Here is a 22,811-nt window from a genome sequence, read left to right as displayed (position 1 = left end):
GACTTGGTAGATAACTATAACTAGCTTAATTCAAAATTATATATTCTTGAAATTAAGTTAAATCGTAATCCAAATCTTCTAATCTTATTGCGATAACGATAAACTAGTATTTTAAATCTTTTTAATTGGTAATAATGTATTTTTATGAACATTTTGCAAACCTTGATATCCTGAATCAGCAATTAATTCTAATTTTGGATTTATAAGTGTATTTGATTTTAAAAATAACTTATAATCATGAATACTGCCATAACAAAAATCTACTGAAATAATTTTATTGTTAAATAAATCAATAATTATTTGCGATTTTAATGAATGTTGCCTTTTCTTACCAGAAAATAATAATTTTAGTTTTTTTAATTCTTTCAATTGGAATTTCTGTAGCATCAATTGCTAATAAATTATTATTAGTACCCTTATTTTCCAATAATATCCTTTTGCCAGGTATATGAAAGTGACTATTTTTTATTAGAGTATTTTCAACTCAAAAAATATTACGAATACAACTAACATGACTAATATTATATTTTTTTGCAATAATACGATATGTACTATATTCTTTTCAATATTCTAAAGTCATAAGTAATCTTTGCTCTATTGATAATTTATTTAGTCTACCACCAATTTGTTTTTGTTTAGCTTCAGCTTCTTTTAAAATTTCTACCATTTTCATGAAAGTTTTATATTTTATGCCTATTAGACTATAAAATTCACTTTCATCTTTATATTTATCTAACATTTGTACTTCACCTAGGAAATAATATTATCAAAATAGTAGATAAAATTAAAGGTTATGTACCAAGTCTAATGTAAAATTAATGTTATCTTCAATTCATTTTTTGCGTTTATCACTATCATCACCCATTAAAGTAATAATCTTTTTTTCAGCTTTATGACGATCACCAATAGTAACTTGCACTAGTTGTCTAGTTTCTGGATTCATTGTTGTTGTTCATAATTGATCGGCATTCATTTCTCCAAGTCCTTTATAGCGCTGAATTTCACTTTTAGTTTGTTTTTCCAATTGCTTATATAAATCTTTTTGACTTCAAGCATAACTAATTTCACTAGCTTTTTTGTTACTAATTTTATATAACGGTGGTAATGCTAAATAAATCTTTTGTGCAACCATTAAAGGCTTCATATAACGATAAAAGAAAGTTAATAATAAAATTTGGATATGTGCCCCATCAACATCAGCATCTGTCATAATAATAATTTTATCGTAATTAACATCATCTAAATCAAAATGCTCACCAATGCCACCACCAATAGCATTAGTAATCATATTAATTTCAGGATTTTTTAATAATGTTGCTAAATTAGATTTTTCAGCATTAATTATTTTGCCTTTTAAAGATAAAATGGCTTGAAAACTTCGCGCTCGCCCCATTTTAGCAGTGCCACCAGCAGAATCACCCTCAACAAGAAATAATTCATTTTTATTAGGATTCCGGTTTTGTGCTGGTGCTAACTTGCCAATTAACATTCGGTCTTTTAAACCTTTTGATTGTCGTTGTCCTCTTGCCTGTTCGCGAGCCTTTCTTGCAGCTTCTCTTGCTTCTCTAGTCTTAATAATCTTTGTTAAAATTTCATAAGCAACAGTCTTATTTTCTTGTAATCAAAAAGAAAATTGTTTAGTGACAATACTATCAACAATATTTTTAATTTCATTAGTTCCTAATTTACTTTTAGTTTGTCCTTCATATTGAATCATATTTTCAGGAATCCGTACCGAAATAACTGCTGTTAATCCTTCACGAACATCACTACCTTCAAAGTTTTTTTCTTTTTCTTTTAAGAGATTTTCTGTTCTAGCATAATCATTAATAACTTTCGTTATGGCAGTACGAAAACCAATAACATGGGTCCCCCCATCAATAGTTTTAACATTATTAGCAAAACTAATAATATTTTCACTATAAGCATTACTATATTGCATTCCAACTTCTAATTGAATATTATCCATTTCACCTTTTAAAAGCATAATTGGACTAATAGTTTTTTCATCAGCGATTAAATATTTAACAAATTCCTCTAAACCATTAGTAAAACAAAATTGTTCTTCTTTTTTACTATGTTCATCAACAACAATAATTTTTAAACCACTAATCAATAATGCTGACTCGCGAGCTCGCTCACAAATCATTGAATATGAAAACTTAAAATTATTAAATATGGTACTATCAGGGCGAAAATGAACTACAGTACCAGTTTTTATTGTTTTACCAATTAATTTTAAATGTCGTGCTAAATGACCTCCATTTTTAAAACCAATTTCGTAAATTTTTTTATCACGATAAATTGTTACATAACAAAATTCACTTAACGCATTAACAACTGATGCTCCAACACCGTGTAAACCACCTGATGTTTTATAACTATTACCATCAAATTTACCACCAGAATGTAACATTGTAAAAATAACTTCTGGTGTTGATTTTCCTTTTTTATGCATTCCGGTAGGAATTCCCCGACCATTGTCTTCAACAATAATTGAATCATCTTTTTTAATAGTAATCTTAATTTCATTACAATACCCAGCTAATGCTTCATCAATCGAATTATCAAAAATCTCTCATACGAGATGATGCCATCCTTTCCTATCTTTTGACCCAATGTACATCGACGGTCGTTTACGAACACCATCTAATCCTTCAAGAACTTGAATTGAAGATTCATCATAGCTATTTAGCATTTTAATTCACCCCTTTATTGTTGTTAATTATTATTTACTATTATACTTATTAATAAAATTTAAAACATCTTGATATACTTGTTCTTTACCAATTTCATTTAAAATTTCGTGACGCATTCCTGAATATAATAAAATGCTTGTTTTTTTAAAACCATATTGACGATATTTTCTTGCAGTTTTTTTAACACCTTTACCAAAATTACCGGCCGGATCATTGATTCCGCCAATAAAAAATATTGGTAAAGTTTTCCGAGTTTTAATAATATTTTTCTTTTTCATAATATACAATAAACCTATAAACATATCTTTAAAAGCACTAGCAGTAAATATTTGTCCTGTTAAGGGATCATTTCTAAATTTTTCTTGAATATTTTTATCACGAGTTAGTCAAGCTAAATCATTATCTTTTTCTTTAATTTTCTTACTAAATTTTTTATAAGTTAAATTATTAATAAAATTACTCGGAGCATGTAATGGTTGTCGTTTTTGTAAATATTTAGCAATAAATTTGCCAATTCATAATTGCATTTTTGATTTTCAAGTTGTTGCACAAATAACTAATGATTCAATAGTATAAGAGTATGATGTTGCATAATGTCTCGCTAAAAATGAACCCATTGATTGCCCTAACATTGTAATTCCTAATTTAGGATAATTATGAACAATATAATCATTCACTACTTTTAAATCTAATACCAGCTTATCTCAACCATCCTTAACACTAAAAAAACCTAAGTGGTCTTTATCAGTAACCGTTTTTCCGTGTCCACGAAGATCATTACCAATAACGATTCAACCATTAGCATTTAAATACTTAGCAAATTCATCATAACGAAAAGTATATTCACTAGATCCATGAACTAATTGTATGACCCCTTTAGGCTTACTAACTTGATCTCATATATATAAATGAAGTTCACTATTATCAAACGATAAAATTTTTAATTCTTGCATTTTTTCATCTTCCTTTTCTAATAATTACTATTTTAAGTACAAAACTTAATTTCTATAATGTTACCTTTAATATCTGATGACTAAAACTATTATAAGAATTATGGCATATATAATGATTATATTATAAATTAAACAATAATATAATAAAATTACCTTATATAATAATATAATAGACTTGGTACATAACTATAACATTTTGCACCTACCAAACTATAAAATTCACTTTCATCTTTATATTTATCTAATATTTGTGCTTCATCTAGAAAATAATATATTATCAAAATAGTAGATAAAATTGAGGGTTATGTACCAAGTCTAATATTAAAATTATAATATTTTAGAAAAGAGATGATTATATGAGTACTGCATCAATCATTATGACAACCTTGGGATGTGTTATTGGTTATTTAGCTGGTTCACTATCACCAACAATTCTTATTAGTAAATATTATTTTAAAACCGATGTCCGTGACCATTATTCTAAAAATGCCGGAGCTACTAATGCTGCCAGAATTATGGGAACCAAATTTGGTTTAATTATTCTTATTTTAGATGGTTTAAAAATTGGTATTGTTTTAGCAATTGTAAAATTACTATCACTAATTAATTCATCAGCCTTTACTCTTAGTGAAACCTCAGTTTATATTAGTGCTGTTTTTGCAGTTTTCGGACATTGCTTACCAATTTATCATAAATTTAAAGGTGGCAAAGGTGTTGGGCCCTTTTTAGGCTTTACACTTTTTCTTAATCCGATTTATTTTATTATTGCAACTATTGTATGATGAACAATATTTTTAATTATTCGCGTTGTTTCTATTGCTTCATTAATATGTACCATATCTATTTTTTGTTGCTCTTGAATTAAGCAAATAAACAATTTGCCTGTAAATATGTGAATTAATCACTCCGAATTATTTTTTTCTTACTTATTGCCTAATTATTGAACTCAATTAATTGTTGGTTTGATTGTTTTAATTGTTATTTTACGACACTATCAAAATATTTATCGAATTTTTACTGGACAAGAAAAACAATTTAGTAATGCCAAATTGTAAAGTTAAGTGCAACTAAATTATTTTTCTAACCAAATATTCGATTGGTGAAAGATAATTTAGTATTTTTCTTGGTCTTTGGTTTAAAGACAATATAAATTTATGAACTGCATTTTTAGTAGTATTTGAAAAATTAAATTTTTTAGGAAATTTTTCTCTAATTAAACCATTAGTATTTTCATTAGTACCTCTTTGTCAAGGCGAATACGCATTAGCAAAATAAATTTTCACATTTAAATTTTTTTCAAGTTGTTGTCAATTAGAAAATTCTTTACCCCTATCAAATGTTATAGTCTTAACAAGATTATTTGGAAGAATTGATAAATAATGGCTAATGTTTTCGTTAACAACTTTAGTAGTTCTATTTTCAACTAACATTGCTAAAGTAAATCTTGATGTTCTTTCAACTAAAGTTATTAAACATGATTTACTTTTACCTCGTGATGATACTACAATATCACCTTCTCAATGACCAACAGTTATACGATTATTAACATTAATATTTCGTTCTTTAATAGACTTCTTGCATTACTTATTAAAATAATTACAAATTATTTGTAAATAAAAAATACTATATAGTAATTTCTAACTTTTATTAGGTTAATACTTATGGATTTTATTAAATGTGTAAATTTTGACACAACAAAAAATTATTTTATTATTTAAATTTAATTTTAAATAAATATTTTATGTTATCTATAATTGCAAATTATAAATTGAAGCAATTAAATTAAATCTTAAACTAAATCGTTTTCTACGATTACGATATTTTTCAGTAATAATTTTAAATTTTTTAAGAATAGCAAAAATATTTTCAATAATAATTCTCATTTTTGAAATTAATTTATTATTATGTTTTTGTTCTTTATTTAAAGGGTTTTTCTTTGTTTTTTTCTTAGGTATTAGAACATTACTATGAATTTTTTGTATTCCTTGATAACCATTATCAACTATTAATTTAGTATTTTTTAAAATTGGGATTTTTGATTCTTTAAATAGACTTCTTGCATTACTTATTAAAATAATTACAAATTATTTGTAAATAAAAAATACTATATAGTAATTTCTAACTTTTATTAGGTTAATACTTATGGATTTTATTAAATGTGTAAATTTTGACACAACAAAAAATTATTTTATTATTTAAATTTAATTTTAAATAAATATTTTATGTTATCTATAATTGCAAATTATAAATTGAAGCAATTAAATTAAATCTTAAACTAAATCGTTTTCTACGATTACGATATTTTTCAGTAATAATTTTAAATTTTTTAAGAATAGCAAAAATATTTTCAATAATAATTCTCATTTTTGAAATTAATTTATTATTATGTTTTTGTTCTTTATTTAAAGGGTTTTTCTTTGTTTTTTTCTTAGGTATTAGAACATTACTATGAATTTTTTGTATTCCTTGATAACCATTATCAACTATTAATTTAGTATTTTTTAAAATTGGGATTTTTGATTCTTTAAATAAACAAAAATCATGCTTTTTACCGAGAAAAAAATTTGTTGCAATAATTATTTTGCTTTCTTTTTCAATAATTACTTGTGTTTTAATAGTGTGTTTTTTCTTTTTTCCTGAATAAGATTGTTTTTGTCTTTTTTTGGGCGTTGAATGGGTGTTTCTGTAGCATCAATAATAATTGTTTTATCATTAAAATAATCATTTATTAATGCTTTTTTACCAGCAAGTTGTTGAAAATCAGGATGTTTGATTAAAATATCTTCAATTCACTTGATATTTCGATAACAACTAGCTTCACTAATATCAAAACTTTTACCAAGATGAAAATAAGTACGATATTCTCGTCAATATGATAAAGTCATCAATAATCTATTTTCTAATGATAATTTATTATTTTTACCACCTCTTTTAAACTTTTTTAACTCAGCTTCTTTTAAAATATTTAACATTTTATTAAAAGTACTTTGCTTTATTCCAGTTAATCGTAATAATTCTTTATCATTAATAAAATTAAATTTATCAAATTTCATAATCTTAAATTCCTTATAATTTCTATTTTAAATATATTTTATAGGAATTTTGTTTAATAAATAAGTAATGCAAGAAGTCTAATAAAGTAACAGAAATTAATAACATTGTTTTAAAAGGAACAATTTTTTCGTTTGCTATTTATAATAAATTGCTTTATATTGGAACAACAGAAAAAAATGATGGATCGGGTAGTCTTTATAGTGTTGATCTTGAAAACAATAATAAAGTAACAGAAATTACTGGCATAAAAGGAGAAGTCTATAGATTAATTACCCAAAAAATAAACTTTATGTCGGAACAAGAACCGGAGATTACGAAAATTACCAAGGAAAACTTTACAGTGTTGATCTTGAAAACAATAATAAAGTAACAGAAATTGATAATATTTCAAATTTTAATGTTTATGGATTGGCAGCTATTGATGACTATATTTATATTGGAATGTCAAGTCTTGATAGTAATATTTTAGGGGCGCATAAAGTTTTGTTAGGTAGGAAAATGTTTAAATAATTTTGAAAGAAAAGCAATTAAAAATTTATTACCTTTTTACTTGAAAAATAAGTAATAAAACAAAATATTTAATATTAACAAACATATTCTTAATAAAAGGTTATAAAAACAACATTAGACTTCTTGCATTACTTATTAAAATAATTACAAATTATTTGTAAATAAAAAATACTATATAGTAATTTCTAACTTTTATTAGGTTAATACTTATGGATTTTATTAAATGTGTAAATTTTGACACAACAAAAAATTATTTTATTATTTAAATTTAATTTTAAATAAATATTTTATGTTATCTATAATTGCAAATTATAAATTGAAGCAATTAAATTAAATCTTAAACTAAATCGTTTTCTACGATTACGATATTTTTCAGTAATAATTTTAAATTTTTTAAGAATAGCAAAAATATTTTCAATAATAATTCTCATTTTTGAAATTAATTTATTATTATGTTTTTGTTCTTTATTTAAAGGGTTTTTCTTTGTTTTTTTCTTAGGTATTAGAACATTACTATGAATTTTTTGTATTCCTTGATAACCATTATCAACTATTAATTTAGTATTTTTTAAAATTGGGATTTTTGATTCTTTAAATAAACAAAAATCATGCTTTTTACCGAGAGAAAAATTTGTTGCAATAATTATTTTGCTTTCTTTTTCAATAATTACTTGTGTTTTAATAGTGTGTTTTTTCTTTTTTCCTGAATAAGATTGTTTTTGTCTTTTTTTGGGCGTTGAATGGGTGTTTCTGTAGCATCAATAATAATTGTTTTATCATTAAAATAATCATTTATTAATGCTTTTTTACCAGCAAGTTGTTGAAAATCAGGATGTTTGATTAAAATATCTTCAATTCACTTGATATTTCGATAACAACTAGCTTCACTAATATCAAAACTTTTACCAAGATGAAAATAAGTACGATATTCTCGTCAATATGATAAAGTCATCAATAATCTATTTTCTAATAGACTTCTTGCATTACTTATTAAAATAATTACAAATTATTTGTAAATAAAAAATACTATATAGTAATTTCTAACTTTTATTAGGTTAATACTTATGGATTTTATTAAATGTGTAAATTTTGACACAACAAAAAATTATTTTATTATTTAAATTTAATTTTAAATAAATATTTTATGTTATCTATAATTGCAAATTATAAATTGAAGCAATTAAATTAAATCTTAAACTAAATCGTTTTCTACGATTACGATATTTTTCAGTAATAATTTTAAATTTTTTAAGAATAGCAAAAATATTTTCAATAATAATTCTCATTTTTGAAATTAATTTATTATTATGTTTTTGTTCTTTATTTAAAGGGTTTTTCTTTGTTTTTTTCTTAGGTATTAGAACATTACTATGAATTTTTTGTATTCCTTGATAACCATTATCAACTATTAATTTAGTATTTTTTAAAATTGGGATTTTTGATTCTTTAAATAAACAAAAATCATGCTTTTTACCGAGAGAAAAATTTGTTGCAATAATTATTTTGCTTTCTTTTTCAATAATTACTTGTGTTTTAATAGTGTGTTTTTTCTTTTTTCCTGAATAAGATTGTTTTTGTCTTTTTTTGGGCGTTGAATGGGTGTTTCTGTAGCATCAATAATAATTGTTTTATCATTAAAATAATCATTTATTAATGCTTTTTTACCAGCAAGTTGTTGAAAATCAGGATGTTTGATTAAAATATCTTCAATTCACTTGATATTTCGATAACAACTAGCTTCACTAATATCAAAACTTTTACCAAGATGAAAATAAGTACGATATTCTCGTCAATATGATAAAGTCATCAATAATCTATTTTCTAATGATAATTTATTATTTTTACCACCTCTTTTAAACTTTTTTAACTCAGCTTCTTTTAAAATATTTAACATTTTATTAAAAGTACTTTGCTTTATTCCAGTTAATCGTAATAATTCTTTATCATTAATAAAATTAAATTTATCAAATTTCATAATCTTAAATTCCTTATAATTTCTATTTTAAATATATTTTATAGGAATTTTGTTTAATAAATAAGTAATGCAAGAAGTCTATTGTTATTTTGGTTAATTATTTTTCCATATTTTCCTGTTAAATCTTCAATATTTTTTCTTATTTCATTGTTTTTTGAAAAAGCAGGAGTTATAAATTCAAGTTTATCATTTGTTGGTTTTGGTCTTTCTTTAAGTACTTTTTCAAGGTTTTTTTTATTTATACTTATAGGAACTTTTATTATTATTTTTAATTCATCATGATGTTGTTGAATATTCTCAATTTCAACTTCTTTTAAATTTTCAAGTTTAACTTCTTTTTCGTAAATTTGATTTTTAATTATTGGTGGTGTTATTGATTTATTTGTTTTATTATTACAAGCAGTTATGGATAATGTTGCTAACTCCAAGAGAGTTAGTATATTTAAAAATTTCATAATTTTAACTTCTTTATTTTTTTCTATATATATATATATATATAATATTACACGAAAATCCTTAAAATCATTAGAAAAATGGCAAAACCGATTAAAAATTGGAAGGTATAGTAAAAAGCTGGTACTGTTTTAAAAACTGGAAAAATATTGATTGAAAAGTTAACTGTTGCTTTTGCAATAATTGCTAATGGTCGTAAAATCGTGATGATTTGTGAAGCGGTGAGTATTCAGTTTAGCATTTTGATACCAGCATTTTGAATGGCACAACCAATATCATTAAATGTTGGTATTCATCGTCCCGAATATTTGCAATTTGCTGGTGGAATTAAATCGTCTCATTCACTGTTATTTGAACCATCAGGGATAAAGGCTGTTGAATTTAATACATTAAAGTCATAAATTTTAAAATTGTAGTTAGAAATATTACCTTTGTGATAAAGTGGAAAAGTTAAGGTAAAAATATTAATACCATAACGAATATCAATATCTGTATTGAGATAATTAATACTGTTAGCAGTCTTGCTGGTTGGCAAGGTAATTAGTTTATTGTCGTAAGATTTAAGGACATTAAAATCAATTTGATAAATGCTGTTATTATTTTTAATCGCATTATAATTTTCTTGATGCGTTTTTTTGTCAAAAGTAAAGAAATAACTTCTTAGTAATAATTCTGAGTTTCCTATAATATTTACTAAGTATTTTTTGGGATAAAAGGTAATTAATGAACGATAAAAGAAACCTATTTGAATAAAGTAATCCTTCTTATAGTTTTCTATACCCTTAAAATCAATTTCGGTATGAGTTTTTTCGTCCATATCAAAAGTAGCATAAAATAAACTAGCAAAGAAGTTGCCAAGGATTTCATAGATTTCATCAAAAATATTTTTGTAATCGCTGTTATTAATACTAGGAATGTTGTTTTTAAAATAAAAGTAAATGTCATTTCGCAAATCGGGGTCATAGCGTAGAAAACTAAATTTAACATTAAGATAATTTAAAGTTCCGAAAAGATACTTAATTAGGTAATAATCGTTAGCCCTTTTGGTGTTGTATTTTCAGATTTCGGTCTCACCATGTAGCAGTTGTAAATACTTATTTCCAGCAATTAGAGTTTTGTTAAATGCCTTAATTTTAAGCACATTATCGTTGATATCTTCTTGTTTCGAAATGACCATTTTAATGGTATTTGTTCCTTGCAATTGTGTACTCGTTTCAATTGCAGTGAATTTAACGGTAAATGTTCTGTCAGTGACATTGTCTGTTGTTAAATCAAAAGTATCCCTATCATCTAAGTAATTGTTGTCATTGTCTTTAATTTCTGTATTATAGTCAATGCCTTCAATTGCAATATTTACGCCAGCAAGATTGTTAATTTTTTCATTAAGTATTTTTTTAATTTTTTTTATAACTTCAATTTTGGTTGCATTTGTCGGATCAATTATTTCTGAGTTTGATAAAATAGTTGAAGTCTTATGATAAAAATAGCTCTCGTCCTTAAAGCCGTGATTTTTAATCATAAATTCTTTATAGTAACCTTTTTCTAAGGTGTCAATGAAATTAAATACTGGTGTTCAATAAAGATAAGAATAATTGAATTTGTCAAAATCACCGCGATGAATCATTAAATAATCAAGATTATCAACAACATCGTTATAGTTATGGTTTCCATCAAATTTGGTGGTTGTTTCTGGCAAATCAATGTCGGTTGTATCTTTTTCTGTTTTAATGATAAATGTTTTTCTAGGATTTATTTCTATTCTATATCCGCTTGAGTGATCATAGTAATTTATTGTCATTTCTAATTGGATAAACTTTTGGATTTTGTATGTTTTTCTATTGTTATTTTGGTGAATTATTTTGCCATATTTTCCTGTTAAATCTTCAATATTTTTTCTTATTTCATTGTTTTTTGAAAAAGCAGGAGTTATAAATTCAAGTTTATCATTTGTTGGTTTTGGTCTTTCTTTAAGTACTTCTTCAAGATTTTTTTTATTTATATTTATAGGAACTTTTATTATTATTTTTAATTCATCATGATGCTGTTGAATATTCTCAATTTCAACTTCTTTTAAATTTTCAAGTTTAACTTCTTTTTCGTAAATTTGGTTATTTTGTCTTTTATTTCTAATTAGTGATTGTGTTGTCATTTCATCATTGTTAATGTTTTGGGGAATGGTAAAAATGTTATTGAAACTAATAATTATTACGGTAAATATTTTCATAAACATTTTTATCACTCCTTTTTAAAATATTTTATTTTTCATTGTTCTTTTGATTTTGATTTTTTTAATAAGTCACTCAATGCTACAGTTTATAACTACTGCTATTGTAATGCATATATCTAAATACTCTAGTATCATAAGTGAAATTAATACTTCAAATTTTTCATATAATAATTTCAAATCATTAATTTCCAATTTTAAAAATGGAATGAAAAAGATAGTAATCATAAAAATGTAAGGTAAAATTCTCCATCAATATTTTTTTAAAGAATTAATGAGCTTGTGTGATTTCATTTTTTAAGGCTCTTTTTGTTTTAATTTTCTGAACAATCAAGCGAATTAATTTTTCAAATTTAAGTGCAAAATATACTGCTCCGCCTCATCAAAAAACAAATATTCCCGCCAGCATAATACCACTATTGAACTTGCCAAAGAAATTAACCATTTCTTTATTCATAAAATCATTAAATTCGTCACTTGTTCCGGTTATTCATTTAGTATCGATTACTGTTAATGCACAAATTAATAAGCTTATAAAGATGAAAATGATACTTAATACTATTTTTAACCACTGCTTTTTAAAAGAATTTTTAATTCTTAATTTTGCTGAATTATACTTGTAAGTGCAAGTAAATAAAATTGCAAAAAATCTCATATAAAAATTTCATGATGCTAAGTTTATTTTAGAAAAAACAAAGCAAGGAGTTTTTATATGGGTTACAAACATCTTGGCATATATGAAAGAATTTATATTGAGAATCAATTGAAGTTTAAAGTAAAAATTAGTGAAATAGCTAAAAATCTTAATCGAAGTATTAGTACTATTATTCGAGAAGTCAATAGAAATAAAGATAGTAATCATTATTTTTCATTAATTGCACAAAATAAAGCAGAAAACAGAAAACAATCACATGTTTATTTTCATAAGTTTAAAAATAGAGAATTAGTAAAATATGTACAACAAAAATTACTATTAGGTTGATCGCCTGAACAAATTTATGGCAGAATTAAAAATTTTCATAAAGAATGAATTATTAGTTTTAAAACAATTTACAATTGAATTTATTCTGGATTACTTGAAAAAGTTACTAATAAAAATTTAAGAAGAAAAGGTAAGAAACGAAAATCTCAAGAAAATCGCGGTAAATTTAATGGTAAATCAATTAAAGAACGAAATATTAATGTTAATAATCGTATAACTGTTGGTCATTGAGAAGGTGATACTGTAGTATCATCACGAGGTAAAAGTAAATCATGTTTAATAACTTTAGTTGAAAGAACATCAAGATTTACTTTAGCAATGTTAGTTGAAAATAGAACTACTAAAGTTATTAACGAAAACATTAGCCATTATTTATCAATTCTTCCAAATAATCTTGTTAAGACTATAACATTTGATAGGGGCAAAGAATTTTCTAATTGACAACAACTTGAAAAAAATTTAAATGTGAAAATTTATTTTGCTAATGCGTATTCGCCTTGACAAAGAGGTACTAATGAAAATACTAATGGTTTAATTAGAGAAAAATTTCCTAAAAAATTTAATTTTTCAAATACTACTAAAAATGCAGTTCATAAATTTATATTGTCTTTAAACCAAAGACCAAGAAAAATACTAAATTATCTTTCACCAATCGAATATTTGGTTAGAAAAATAATTTAGTTGCACTTAACTTTACAATTTGGCAATCATTATTTTTCATTAATTGCACAAAATAAAACAGAAAACAATCACATGTTTATTTTCATAAGTTTAAAAATAGAGAATTAGTAAAATATGTACAACAAAAATTACTATTAGGTTGATCGCCTGAACAAATTTATGGCAGAATTAAAAATTTTCATAAAGAATGAATTATTAGTTTTAAAACAATTTACAATTGAATTTATTCTGGATTACTTGAAAAAGTTACTAATAAAAATTTAAGAAGAAAAGGTAAGAAACGAAAATCTCAAGAAAATCGCGGTAAATTTAATGGTAAATCAATTAAAGAACGAAATATTAATGTTAATAATCGTATAACTGTTGGTCATTGAGAAGGTGATACTGTAGTATCATCACGAGGTAAAAGTAAATCATGTTTAATAACTTTAGTTGAAAGAACATCAAGATTTACTTTAGCAATGTTAGTTGAAAATAGAACTACTAAAGTTGTTAACGAAAACATTAGCCATTATTTATCAATTCTTCCAAATAATCTTGTTAAGACTATAACATTTGATAGGGGTAAAGAATTTTCTAATTGACAACAACTTGAAAAAAATTTAAATGTGAAAATTTATTTTGCTAATGCGTATTCGCCTTGACAAAGAGGTACTAATGAAAATACTAATGGTTTAATTAGAGAAAAATTTCCTAAAAAATTTAATTTTTCAAATACTACTAAAAATGCAGTTCATAAATTTATATTGTCTTTAAACCAAAGACCAAGAAAAATACTAAATTATCTTTCACCAATCGAATATTTGGTTAGAAAAATAATTTAGTTGCACTTAACTTTACAATTTGGCATTAATAAAATTAAATTTATCAAATTTCATAATCTTAAATTCCTTATAATTTCTATTTTAAATATATTTTATAGGAATTTTGTTTAATAAATAAGTAATGCAAGAAGTCTATTGATTTATTTATTAGTTTAGTGTGGCATACATTAACGATATTATTTTTTGGGATTAATCCAGTACAGTGATGAAAATTTGCTTGGAAACCGGTTATTCAAGGTTTTGCAACGAAATCCTTTCAAGCAACAATTCCTATATCAATAGATGCCTTAAAAGATGATATGAAAATTAAAGAAGAAGCCGTAAACTTAGTATTACCGTTATCCTCAACGATGGGATTAACTGGATGTGCTGGTGTTTGTTCAAGCTGGTGTCGTTTTAATGTTTGTTTATAACGGCGCTAGTAGTATTAATAGTCAATATTCAGTATGGATTTGATTTTTAATGGGATTAATTGTTACCGTTATTACTTCATTAGGAATTGCTGGTGTTCCTGGTACAGCACCATTAGTTACTGCTGGTGTTTTATCGGGGTTGGGATTTCCTGCTATGATACTGTATATACTTATTTGGGAGCATTAGATGGTATTCTTGATATGGGAAGGACGGTGGTTAATGTTGCTGGTGGTTTACAAGCAACAACAATTGTGGCTTGTATGCAAAATAAAATTGCTGAACCACAACTAATTCTTTTTAATTATCGTAAAAAAATCGTCAAAAAAATAAAAATAAAATTCACTAAACGATATTTTTTTCACAAAACACACCTAATGGTGTGTTTTTGTTTACCACTTATATTAATTATAGGCGGTTTTAATTAAGAAAAAGAAAATAAAAGATAGTTTAGCAATTAATAATTGAATGCGTTTTCATATTGTGAAAAGTGAAGGCAATTCAGCAATATTTATAATGTAATTGCTATTATTTCTTATAAGGAAATAGTTAATTTCTAATAATATTATTTGAGGGGGGAAAAAAGCAAGTGGAAATTAATAAAATTATTTCACAAATTAAAGGTTATGTACCAAGTCTAAAGAAAAAATGCAAAAAAATATTACAACAGATAACTTTTTTATAAAAAAGTTATAACTATTTCAAATGAGTATGTAACTACTCAAAATAAGCACAGCATTAGTAGAGCTCATGGACAGTCTAAAATAAAATTTAGTAATATAGAGTTTGATGAGATTTTTGGTTCGCAAAGTAAAGGCAATATCTTGTTTTCTAAGAATAATATGATAAATTTTCTAAAAAATTTAAAAATGCGTTGAGAATATATATTAGACTTGGTACATAACTATAACTAGCTTAATTCAAAATTATATATTCTTGAAATTAAGTTAAATCGTAATCCAAATCTTCTAATTCTTATTGCGATAACGATAAACTAGTATTTTAAATCTTTTTAATCTAGCAAAAACATGTTCAATGGCAATTCTAACTTTACTTAAAAAGCTATTATATTCCTTTTTATCTGGATTTAAAGGATTATTTTTACTCTTTTTAATTGGCAATAATGTATTTTTATGAACATTTTGCAAACCTTGATATTCTGAATCAGCAATTAATTCTAATTTTGGATTTATAAGTGTATTTGATTTTAAAAATAACTTATAATCATGAATACTGCCATAACAAAAATCTACTGAAATAATTTTATTGTTAAATAAATCAATAATTATTTGCGATTTTAATGAATGTTGCCTTTTCTTACCAGAAAATAATAATTTTAGTTTTTTTTAATTCTTTCAATTGGAATTTCTGTAGCATCAATTGCTAATAAATTATTATTAGTACCCTTATTTTCCAATAATATCTTTTTGCCAGGTATATGAAAGTGACTATTTTTTATTAGAGTATTTTCAACTCAAAAGATATTACGAATACAACTAACATGACTAATATTATATTTTTTTGCAATAATACGATATGTACTATATTCTTTTCAGTATTCTAAAGTCATAAGTAATCTTTGCTCTATTGATAATTTATTTGGTCTACCACCAATTTGTTTTTGTTTAGCTTCAGCTTCTTTTAAAATTTCTACCATTTTCATGAAAGTTTTATATTTTATGCCTATTAGACTATAAAATTCATTTTTGTCTTTGTATTTATCTAACATTGGTACTTCACCTAGGAAATAATATTATCAAAATAGTAGATAAAATTAAAGGTTATGTACCAAGTCTATTATAAATATTTTTTTATTCTTAGTAAGAATATAAAAACTAGACGATCATATTTTCTGTGTGTCTTTGTCTAGTTTTTGCTATAATATATAATAGACTTGGTACATAACTATAACATTTTGCACCTACCAAACTATAAAATTCACTTTCATCTTTATATTTATCTAATATTTGTGCTTCATCTAGAAAATAATATTATCAAAATAGTAGATAAAATTGAGGGTTATGTACCAAGTCTAATATATATCTCATTTAGAGGAGGATAGTAATAGATGTCAAGAATTACAGATGTAAGAGCAATAGAAGTTTTAGATTCTCGTGGTAATCCCACAATTCAAGTGGAAGTGTGAAGTAAATTTGGTTATGGTAAAGCCTTGGTTCCATCAGGGGCATCAACAGGTGAATTAGAAGCTTTAGAATTAAGAGATAAAGATGAAAAGCGATATATGGGTAAAGGTGTTTTAAAAGCTGTTGCTAATATTAATAAAACGATTCGTAAAGAAGTAGTAGGAATGGATGTTACTAATCAACTTTTAGTTGATCTAGTGATGATTAAATTAGATGGTACTGATAATAAAGAAAAATTAGGTGCTAATGCCATTTTAGGAGTATCAATGGCAGTGATGCGTGCAGCAGCTGATGAAGTAGGTTTACCATTATATCAATATATTGGTGGTATTAATGCTAGAAAATTACCAGTACCAATGTTAAACATTATTAATGGTGGGGAACATGCGGATAATACAATTGATTTTCAAGAGTTTATGATTATGCCGGTTAATGCTCCGGATTTTAAAGAAGCAATTAGAATGGCAGCAGAAGTATTTCATACTTTAAAGAAAATTTTACACGATGCTGGTGATACTACTTCTGTTGGCGATGAAGGTGGATTTGCTCCAAATTTAGATAATGAAGGTGCATTAGATGTTATTGTTAAAGCAATTGAAACAGCAGGATATAAACCTGGTGCTGATATTAAAATTGCAATGGATTGTGCTTCTAGTGAACTATATGATAAAGAACGAAAAATTTATGTCTTTAAAAAACTAAGTAAAAAAACTGGTCAAGTTGTTGAAAAAACTACTGATGAAATGATTTCGTATTTAGAACAGTTAGTTAATAAATATCCGATTATTTCTATTGAAGATGGACTATCAGAACATGATTGAGATGGTTTTGTTAAATTAACAGAAAAATTAGGTAATAAAGTCCAAATTATGGGAGATGATATTTTTGTAACTAATCCTAAAATAACAAAAGAAGGTATTGAAAATCAAGCGGCTAACTCAATTTTAATTAAAGTAAATCAAATTGGAACAATGAGTGAAACGATTGCAACGATTCAAATGGCTCAAAAAGCTAATTGAACAACAGTTGTATCACATCGTTCAGGTGAAACTGAAGATACAACTATTGCTGATTTAGCGGTTGCTTTAAACACTGGACAAATTAAAACTGGTTCAATGTCAAGAACCGATCGGATTGCTAAATATAATCGTCTCTTAACGATTGCACATGAATTAGGTGTTACTGGTGACTATGATGGAATGGAAACATTTTATAACTTAACAAAGAAAACTTAAAATCTTTAAATATCTCCCAATTAATTGGGAGATATTTTTTATTTAAGAATATTATTTCTTTAATTAGAAACGATTTTCGCTCTATTCTTGTTATTGTAGTAGTAAAGGAGGATTTAATATAAAGTTAAAATTTTATATAAGACTTGGTACATAACTATAACATTTTGCACCTACCAAACTATAAAATTGAGGGTTATGTATCAAGTCTATAGAAATAACAAAAGTAATACTGGGCATAAGCTAGCAGTTTACTTTTTTAGAAATAATTTGATTTTTAATTATAAAATCTATTGCTAAAACTTATCAAATTTGTAAAAAACATATTAAGATAATTATCAAGGATACCTTTTTTAAATAAAAGCTGAATTATACTTGTAAGTGCAAGTAAATAAAATTGCAAAAAATCTCATATAAAAATTTCATGATGCTAAGTTTATTTTAGAAAAAACAAAGCAAGGAGTTTTTATATGGGTTACAAACATCTTGGCATATATGAAAGAATTTATATTGAGAATCAATTGAAGTTTAAAGTAAAAATTAGTGAAATAGCTAAAAATCTTAATCGAAGTATTAGTACTATTATTCGAGAAGTCAATAGAAATAAAGATAGTAATCATTATTTTTCATTAATTGCACAAAATAAAGCAGAAAACAGAAAACAATCACATGTTTATTTTCATAAGTTTAAAAATAGAGAATTAGTAAAATATGTACAACAAAAATTACTATTAGGTTGATCGCCTGAACAAATTTATGGCAGAATTAAAAATTTTCATAAAGAATGAATTATTAGTTTTAAAACAATTTACAATTGAATTTATTCTGGATTACTTGAAAAAGTTACTAATAAAAATTTAAGAAGAAAAGGTAAGAAACGAAAATCTCAAGAAAATCGCGGTAAATTTAATGGTAAATCAATTAAAGAACGAAATATTAATGTTAATAATCGTATAACTGTTGGTCATTGAGAAGGTGATACTGTAGTATCATCAAGAGGTAAAAATAAATCATGTTTAATAACTTTAGTTGAAAGAACATCAAGATTTACTTTAGCAATGTTAGTTGAAAATAGAACTACTAAAGTTGTTAACGAAAACATTAGCCATTATTTATCAATTCTTCCAAATAATCTTGTTAAGACTATAACATTTGATAGGGGTAAAGAATTTTCTAATTGACAACAACTTGAAAAAAATTTAAATGTGAAAATTTATTTTGCTAATGCGTATTCGCCTTGACAAAGAGATACTAATGAAAATACTAATGGTTTAATTAGAGAAAAATTTCCTAAAAAATTTAATTTTTCAAATACTACTAAAAATGCAGTTCATAAATTTATATTGTCTTTAAACCAAAGACCAAGAAAAATACTAAATTATCTTTCACCAATCGAATATTTGGTTAGAAAAATAATTTAGTTGCACTTAACTTTACAATTTGGCAAAATAGAAAAGAAATTACTAATATTTTAAAATTGAGTTTTTATCGCAAGATTATCTACTTTTAAAAAATAAAGAATTAAGTACTCAACTAATTAATAGACTTCTTGCATTACTTATTTATTAAACAAAATTCCTATAAAATATATTTAAAATAGAAATTATAAGGAATTTAAGATTATGAAATTTGATAAATTTAATTTTATTAATGATAAAGAATTATTACGATTAACTGGAATAAAGCAAAGTACTTTTAATAAAATGTTAAATATTTTAAAAGAAGCTGAGTTAAAAAAGTTTAAAAGAGGTGGTAAAAATAATAAATTATCATTAGAAAATAGATTATTGATGACTTTATCATATTGACGAGAATATCGTACTTATTTTCATCTTGGTAAAAGTTTTGATATTAGTGAAGCTAGTTGTTATCGAAATATCAAGTGAATTGAAGATATTTTAATCAAACATCCTGATTTTCAACAACTTGCTGGTAAAAAAGCATTAAATAAATGATTATTTTAATGATAAAACAATTATTATTGATGCTACAGAAACACCCATTCAACGCCCAAAAAAAGACAAAAACAATCTTATTCAGGAAAAAAGAAAAAACACACTATTAAAACACAAGTAATTATTGAAAAAGAAAGCAAAATAATTATTGCAACAAATTTTTCTCTCGGTAAAAAGCATGATTTTTGTTTATTTAAAGAATCAAAAATCCCAATTTTAAAAAATACTAAATTAATAGTTGATAATGGTTATCAAGGAATACAAAAAATTCATAGTAATGTTCTAATACCTAAGAAAAAAACAAAGAAAAACCCTTTAAATAAAGAACAAAAACATAATAATAAATTAATTTCAAAAATGAGAATTATTATTGAAAATATTTTTGCTATTCTTAAAAAATTTAAAATTATTACTGAAAAATATCGTAATCGTAGAAAACGATTTAGTTTAAGATTTAATTTAATTGCTTCAATTTATAATTTGCAATTATAGATAACATAAAATATTTATTTAAAATTAAATTTAAATAATAAAATAATTTTTTGTTGTGTCAAAATTTACACATTTAATAAAATCCATAAGTATTAACCTAATAAAAGTTAGAAATTACTATATAGTATTTTTTATTTACAAATAATTTGTAATTATTTTAATAAGTAATGCAAGAAGTCTATTTAATAAAATCCATAAGTATTAACCTAATAAAAGTTAGAAATTACTATATAGTATTTTTTATTTACAAATAATTTGTAATTACTTTAATAAGTAATGCAAGAAGTCTAATAAAATAATTTTTTGTTGTGTCAAAATTTACACATTTAATAAAATCCATAAGTATTAACCTAATAAAAGTTAGAAATTACTATATAGTATTTTTTATTTACAAATAATTTGTAATTATTTTAATAAGTAATTCAAGAAGTCTAATTATTAAGGAGACAAATAGGACTTTAATAAATTAGTATATTGTGAGGAAAATATTTTTGCTATAATTAAAATATTAAATATTTAGAAAGGATAAATTAAAAATGGCAAAATTGATGAAAAAAGTTGCTATATTAACTTCTGGAGGCGATGCTCCAGGAATGAATAATGCGGTAGCACAAATAATTAAAAAGGCAATAGCAAATAATATCCTGCCTTACATTGTTAGGGATGGTTATGAAGGTTTAACACAAGGTTGAATTGAAGAAACTAATGAAGATTTTGCAAGAAAAATTGTTAATCACGGGGGAACAGCGATTGGTACCACTCGTTATCCTGAATTTGCAAAGGAAGAAGTAAGACAACGAGCGATTAATAATTTAAAACAATTAGAAATTAATAGTTTAATTGTTATTGGTGGTGATGGTAGTTATCAAGGTGCTAATTTATTAGCAGTAATGGGATTAAATTGCATTGGTTTGCCGGGAACAATAGATAATGATATTGTATCAAGTGATTTTACTATTGGTTTTGATACGGCATTAAATACCGTTATTGAAGCAATTGACCGTGTTCGCGATACTAATGAATCTCATAATCGTTGTGGAATTATTGAAGTTATGGGTCGTTATTGTGGTGATATTGCGATGCTGGCAGGAATTGGTAGTGGTGTGGAAATTATTAGTACATCAGAAAATAAATTGACAGAAGAAGAAATTATTCAACAAACTAAAAAATGCTATGAGAAAAAGTATCGTTCGGTAATTATTCTTGTAACGGAAAAACTTTATGATGTTCATCAATTGGCGAAAGAAGTTGAAAAAGGTAGTGGTTATGTTACGCGAGCAACGGTCTTAGGACATATTCAAAGAGGCGGTATACCAACAGCAATGGATCGCTATTTAGGAACAATTTTAGGAATTGAAGCTATTAAGCAATTAATTGCTGGTAATACTGGGATTTGTATTGGATTAAGTGGAAATGGTTTACAAAGTTATTCTTTTGCTAAAGCATTAGCAATGAAACGAAAATAAGTTAGTCAGTATTCATCATTAATCATAAAATATACAAGGAGTAAATTAATGGAAAATAATAATTATGCAATTTCTATTAGTGGGTTAACCAAAAGGTTTAAAAAACAAGTTGCTGTTAATAACATTACTATTAAAGTAAATAGTGGTAAAATTCATGGTTTTATTGGACCTAATGGTAGTGGAAAAACAACAACAATTAAATGTTTAATCGGTTCAATTATTCCTAATAGTGGTGAAATACAAATTGATGGTAAAGATGCTACACTGTCAGTAGCTAAAGAAGTTTTGGAATATATTCCTGAAAATGCTCGTTTTCCAACGCACTTATCAACATATAAAAATTTAACTTGAATGAGTTTTTTACGAGGAAACGATTGAAAAAAAGTAAAAAGGAAGCAAAAGCATCATTAGAACAATTAAATTTATGAAAGTTTCAACGAAAAAATCCTAATAGTTTTTCTTCCGGAATGAAAAAAAGTATTATTAGCACAAGCTCTTATTTCTAATCCTAAAATATTAATTTTAGATGAGCCAGCAGCTAATTTGGATCCAACAGCAAGAATGGAATTATTTGATGAATTAATTAAACTTCGTGATATGGGAAAAAGTATTTTGATTTCATCGCATATTTTATTAGAGTTACAAAATATTATTGATGAAGTTACAATTTTAAATCATGGTAATGTTTTTTACAGTAGACTTCTTGCATTACTTATTTATTAAACAAAATTCCTATAAAATATATTTAAAATAGAA

General features: G+C 24.7%; 20 protein-coding genes and 4 pseudogenes. 11 read left to right on the top strand and 13 right to left on the bottom strand.

The window, feature by feature from the left end:
* Window positions 1-20 precede the first annotated feature (20 nt).
* From AAHJ00_RS02810 to AAHJ00_RS02800, 3 genes and pseudogenes are all read right to left on the bottom strand, one after another.
* Window positions 21-739 (bottom strand): annotated as a pseudogene (locus AAHJ00_RS02810) (transposase family protein).
* A 45-nt stretch (window positions 740-784) separates the two neighbouring features.
* Window positions 785-2,698, bottom strand: coding sequence for a DNA topoisomerase IV subunit B (gene parE, locus AAHJ00_RS02805; RefSeq protein ID WP_342224436.1), 1,914 nt, complete (start codon window positions 2,696-2,698; stop codon window positions 785-787).
* Window positions 2,699-2,728: 30 nt separating this feature from the next.
* A complete protein-coding gene (locus AAHJ00_RS02800) occupies window positions 2,729-3,652 on the bottom strand; it encodes an alpha/beta hydrolase (protein ID WP_342224435.1) in 924 nt (307 codons plus the stop codon).
* A 356-nt stretch (window positions 3,653-4,008) separates the two neighbouring features.
* Between AAHJ00_RS02800 and plsY the strand changes: the two genes are divergently transcribed.
* A complete protein-coding gene (gene plsY / locus AAHJ00_RS02795) occupies window positions 4,009-4,707 on the top strand; it encodes a glycerol-3-phosphate 1-O-acyltransferase PlsY (RefSeq protein WP_342224434.1) in 699 nt (232 codons plus the stop codon).
* Window positions 4,708-4,719: 12 nt separating this feature from the next.
* On the opposite strand, the gene AAHJ00_RS02790 is transcribed toward plsY, so the two are convergent.
* The 8 genes and pseudogenes from AAHJ00_RS02790 to AAHJ00_RS02755 form a co-directional block, all read right to left on the bottom strand.
* On the bottom strand, window positions 4,720-5,187 hold the full coding sequence (locus tag AAHJ00_RS02790; RefSeq protein WP_342224604.1) for an IS30 family transposase: 468 nt from the start codon (window positions 5,185-5,187) through the stop codon (window positions 4,720-4,722).
* Between the two features lie 213 nt (window positions 5,188-5,400).
* A pseudogene (locus AAHJ00_RS02785) lies at window positions 5,401-5,703 on the bottom strand (transposase family protein); the annotation flags it as partial.
* A gap of 178 nt (window positions 5,704-5,881) precedes the next feature.
* Window positions 5,882-6,705, bottom strand: a protein-coding gene (locus tag AAHJ00_RS02780) for an IS5 family transposase (RefSeq protein ID WP_342223526.1) whose coding sequence is annotated in 2 segments (ribosomal slippage) — window positions 5,882-6,309 and window positions 6,309-6,705 — 825 coding nt in all. Because the reading frame shifts where the segments join, the coding sequence is not laid out codon by codon here.
* An 807-nt stretch (window positions 6,706-7,512) separates the two neighbouring features.
* Window positions 7,513-8,186: pseudogene (locus AAHJ00_RS02775) on the bottom strand (IS5 family transposase); the annotation flags it as partial.
* A gap of 181 nt (window positions 8,187-8,367) precedes the next feature.
* A protein-coding gene (locus tag AAHJ00_RS02770) for an IS5 family transposase (RefSeq protein ID WP_342223477.1) occupies window positions 8,368-9,191 on the bottom strand; the annotation gives its coding sequence in 2 pieces (ribosomal slippage) (window positions 8,368-8,795 and window positions 8,795-9,191; 825 coding nt in all).
* A gap of 53 nt (window positions 9,192-9,244) precedes the next feature.
* On the bottom strand, window positions 9,245-9,646 hold the full coding sequence (locus AAHJ00_RS02765; protein WP_342224433.1) for a hypothetical protein: 402 nt from the start codon (window positions 9,644-9,646) through the stop codon (window positions 9,245-9,247).
* A gap of 47 nt (window positions 9,647-9,693) precedes the next feature.
* Window positions 9,694-11,874: a hypothetical protein gene (locus AAHJ00_RS02760; protein ID WP_342224432.1), complete on the bottom strand. Its 2,181-nt coding sequence runs from the start codon at window positions 11,872-11,874 to the stop codon at window positions 9,694-9,696.
* A 265-nt stretch (window positions 11,875-12,139) separates the two neighbouring features.
* Window positions 12,140-12,523: a hypothetical protein gene (locus tag AAHJ00_RS02755; protein ID WP_342224431.1), complete on the bottom strand. Its 384-nt coding sequence runs from the start codon at window positions 12,521-12,523 to the stop codon at window positions 12,140-12,142.
* 57 nt (window positions 12,524-12,580) lie between these two features.
* Here AAHJ00_RS02755 and AAHJ00_RS02750 point away from each other — a divergent pair, with 57 nt between their 5' ends.
* The 4 genes from AAHJ00_RS02750 (at window position 12,581) to AAHJ00_RS02735 (ending at window position 15,194) form a co-directional block, all read left to right on the top strand.
* Complete coding sequence (locus AAHJ00_RS02750) at window positions 12,581-13,531, top strand: IS30 family transposase (RefSeq protein WP_342223766.1); 951 nt, start codon at window positions 12,581-12,583, stop codon at window positions 13,529-13,531.
* A 104-nt stretch (window positions 13,532-13,635) separates the two neighbouring features.
* Complete coding sequence (locus AAHJ00_RS02745; protein ID WP_342224603.1) at window positions 13,636-14,355, top strand: IS30 family transposase; 720 nt, start codon at window positions 13,636-13,638, stop codon at window positions 14,353-14,355.
* A gap of 155 nt (window positions 14,356-14,510) precedes the next feature.
* Window positions 14,511-14,768 carry a cation:dicarboxylate symporter family transporter gene (locus tag AAHJ00_RS02740; RefSeq protein ID WP_342223772.1) on the top strand — a complete coding sequence of 86 codons (258 nt, stop codon included), beginning with the start codon at window positions 14,511-14,513 and terminating at the stop codon, window positions 14,766-14,768.
* Window positions 14,769-14,981: 213 nt separating this feature from the next.
* Window positions 14,982-15,194, top strand: coding sequence for a hypothetical protein (locus AAHJ00_RS02735; RefSeq protein ID WP_342224430.1), 213 nt, complete (start codon window positions 14,982-14,984; stop codon window positions 15,192-15,194).
* Window positions 15,195-15,734: 540 nt separating this feature from the next.
* Here AAHJ00_RS02735 and AAHJ00_RS02730 read toward each other — a convergent pair.
* The gene (locus tag AAHJ00_RS02730) at window positions 15,735-16,043 is read right to left on the bottom strand and encodes a transposase family protein (protein WP_342224602.1); all 309 of its coding nucleotides are present in this window, start codon (window positions 16,041-16,043) and stop codon (window positions 15,735-15,737) included.
* 59 nt (window positions 16,044-16,102) lie between these two features.
* A complete protein-coding gene (locus AAHJ00_RS02725; protein WP_342224429.1) occupies window positions 16,103-16,495 on the bottom strand; it encodes a transposase family protein in 393 nt (130 codons plus the stop codon).
* 339 nt (window positions 16,496-16,834) lie between these two features.
* Here AAHJ00_RS02725 and eno point away from each other — a divergent pair, with 339 nt between their 5' ends.
* The 6 genes and pseudogenes from eno (at window position 16,835) to AAHJ00_RS02695 (ending at window position 22,778) form a co-directional block, all read left to right on the top strand.
* Window positions 16,835-18,145, top strand: coding sequence for a phosphopyruvate hydratase (eno, locus tag AAHJ00_RS02720; RefSeq protein ID WP_342224428.1), 1,311 nt, complete (start codon window positions 16,835-16,837; stop codon window positions 18,143-18,145).
* 467 nt (window positions 18,146-18,612) lie between these two features.
* Window positions 18,613-19,563, top strand: a complete 951-nt coding sequence (locus tag AAHJ00_RS02715; protein ID WP_342224427.1) for an IS30 family transposase — start codon at window positions 18,613-18,615, stop codon at window positions 19,561-19,563.
* Between the two features lie 201 nt (window positions 19,564-19,764).
* Window positions 19,765-20,589, top strand: a pseudogene (locus tag AAHJ00_RS02710) (IS5 family transposase).
* 536 nt (window positions 20,590-21,125) lie between these two features.
* Window positions 21,126-22,055 (top strand): 6-phosphofructokinase, encoded by a 930-nt coding sequence (pfkA, locus tag AAHJ00_RS02705; protein ID WP_342224426.1) that lies wholly within the window; start codon window positions 21,126-21,128, stop codon window positions 22,053-22,055.
* A gap of 48 nt (window positions 22,056-22,103) precedes the next feature.
* Window positions 22,104-22,466: an ATP-binding cassette domain-containing protein gene (locus AAHJ00_RS02700; protein WP_342224425.1), complete on the top strand. Its 363-nt coding sequence runs from the start codon at window positions 22,104-22,106 to the stop codon at window positions 22,464-22,466.
* A gap of 150 nt (window positions 22,467-22,616) precedes the next feature.
* Window positions 22,617-22,778 (top strand): hypothetical protein, encoded by a 162-nt coding sequence (locus AAHJ00_RS02695; protein WP_342224424.1) that lies wholly within the window; start codon window positions 22,617-22,619, stop codon window positions 22,776-22,778.
* The last annotated feature ends 33 nt before the right edge of the window (window positions 22,779-22,811 follow it).

The sequence above is a fragment of the Spiroplasma endosymbiont of Asaphidion curtum genome, from assembly GCF_964031085.1.
In the GTDB taxonomy this organism is placed as follows: Bacteria; Bacillota_I; Bacilli_A; order Mycoplasmatales; family Nriv7; genus Nriv7.
Note: the sequence above shows the minus strand (reverse complement) of the source record. Positions and strands in the feature narration are given on the sequence as shown.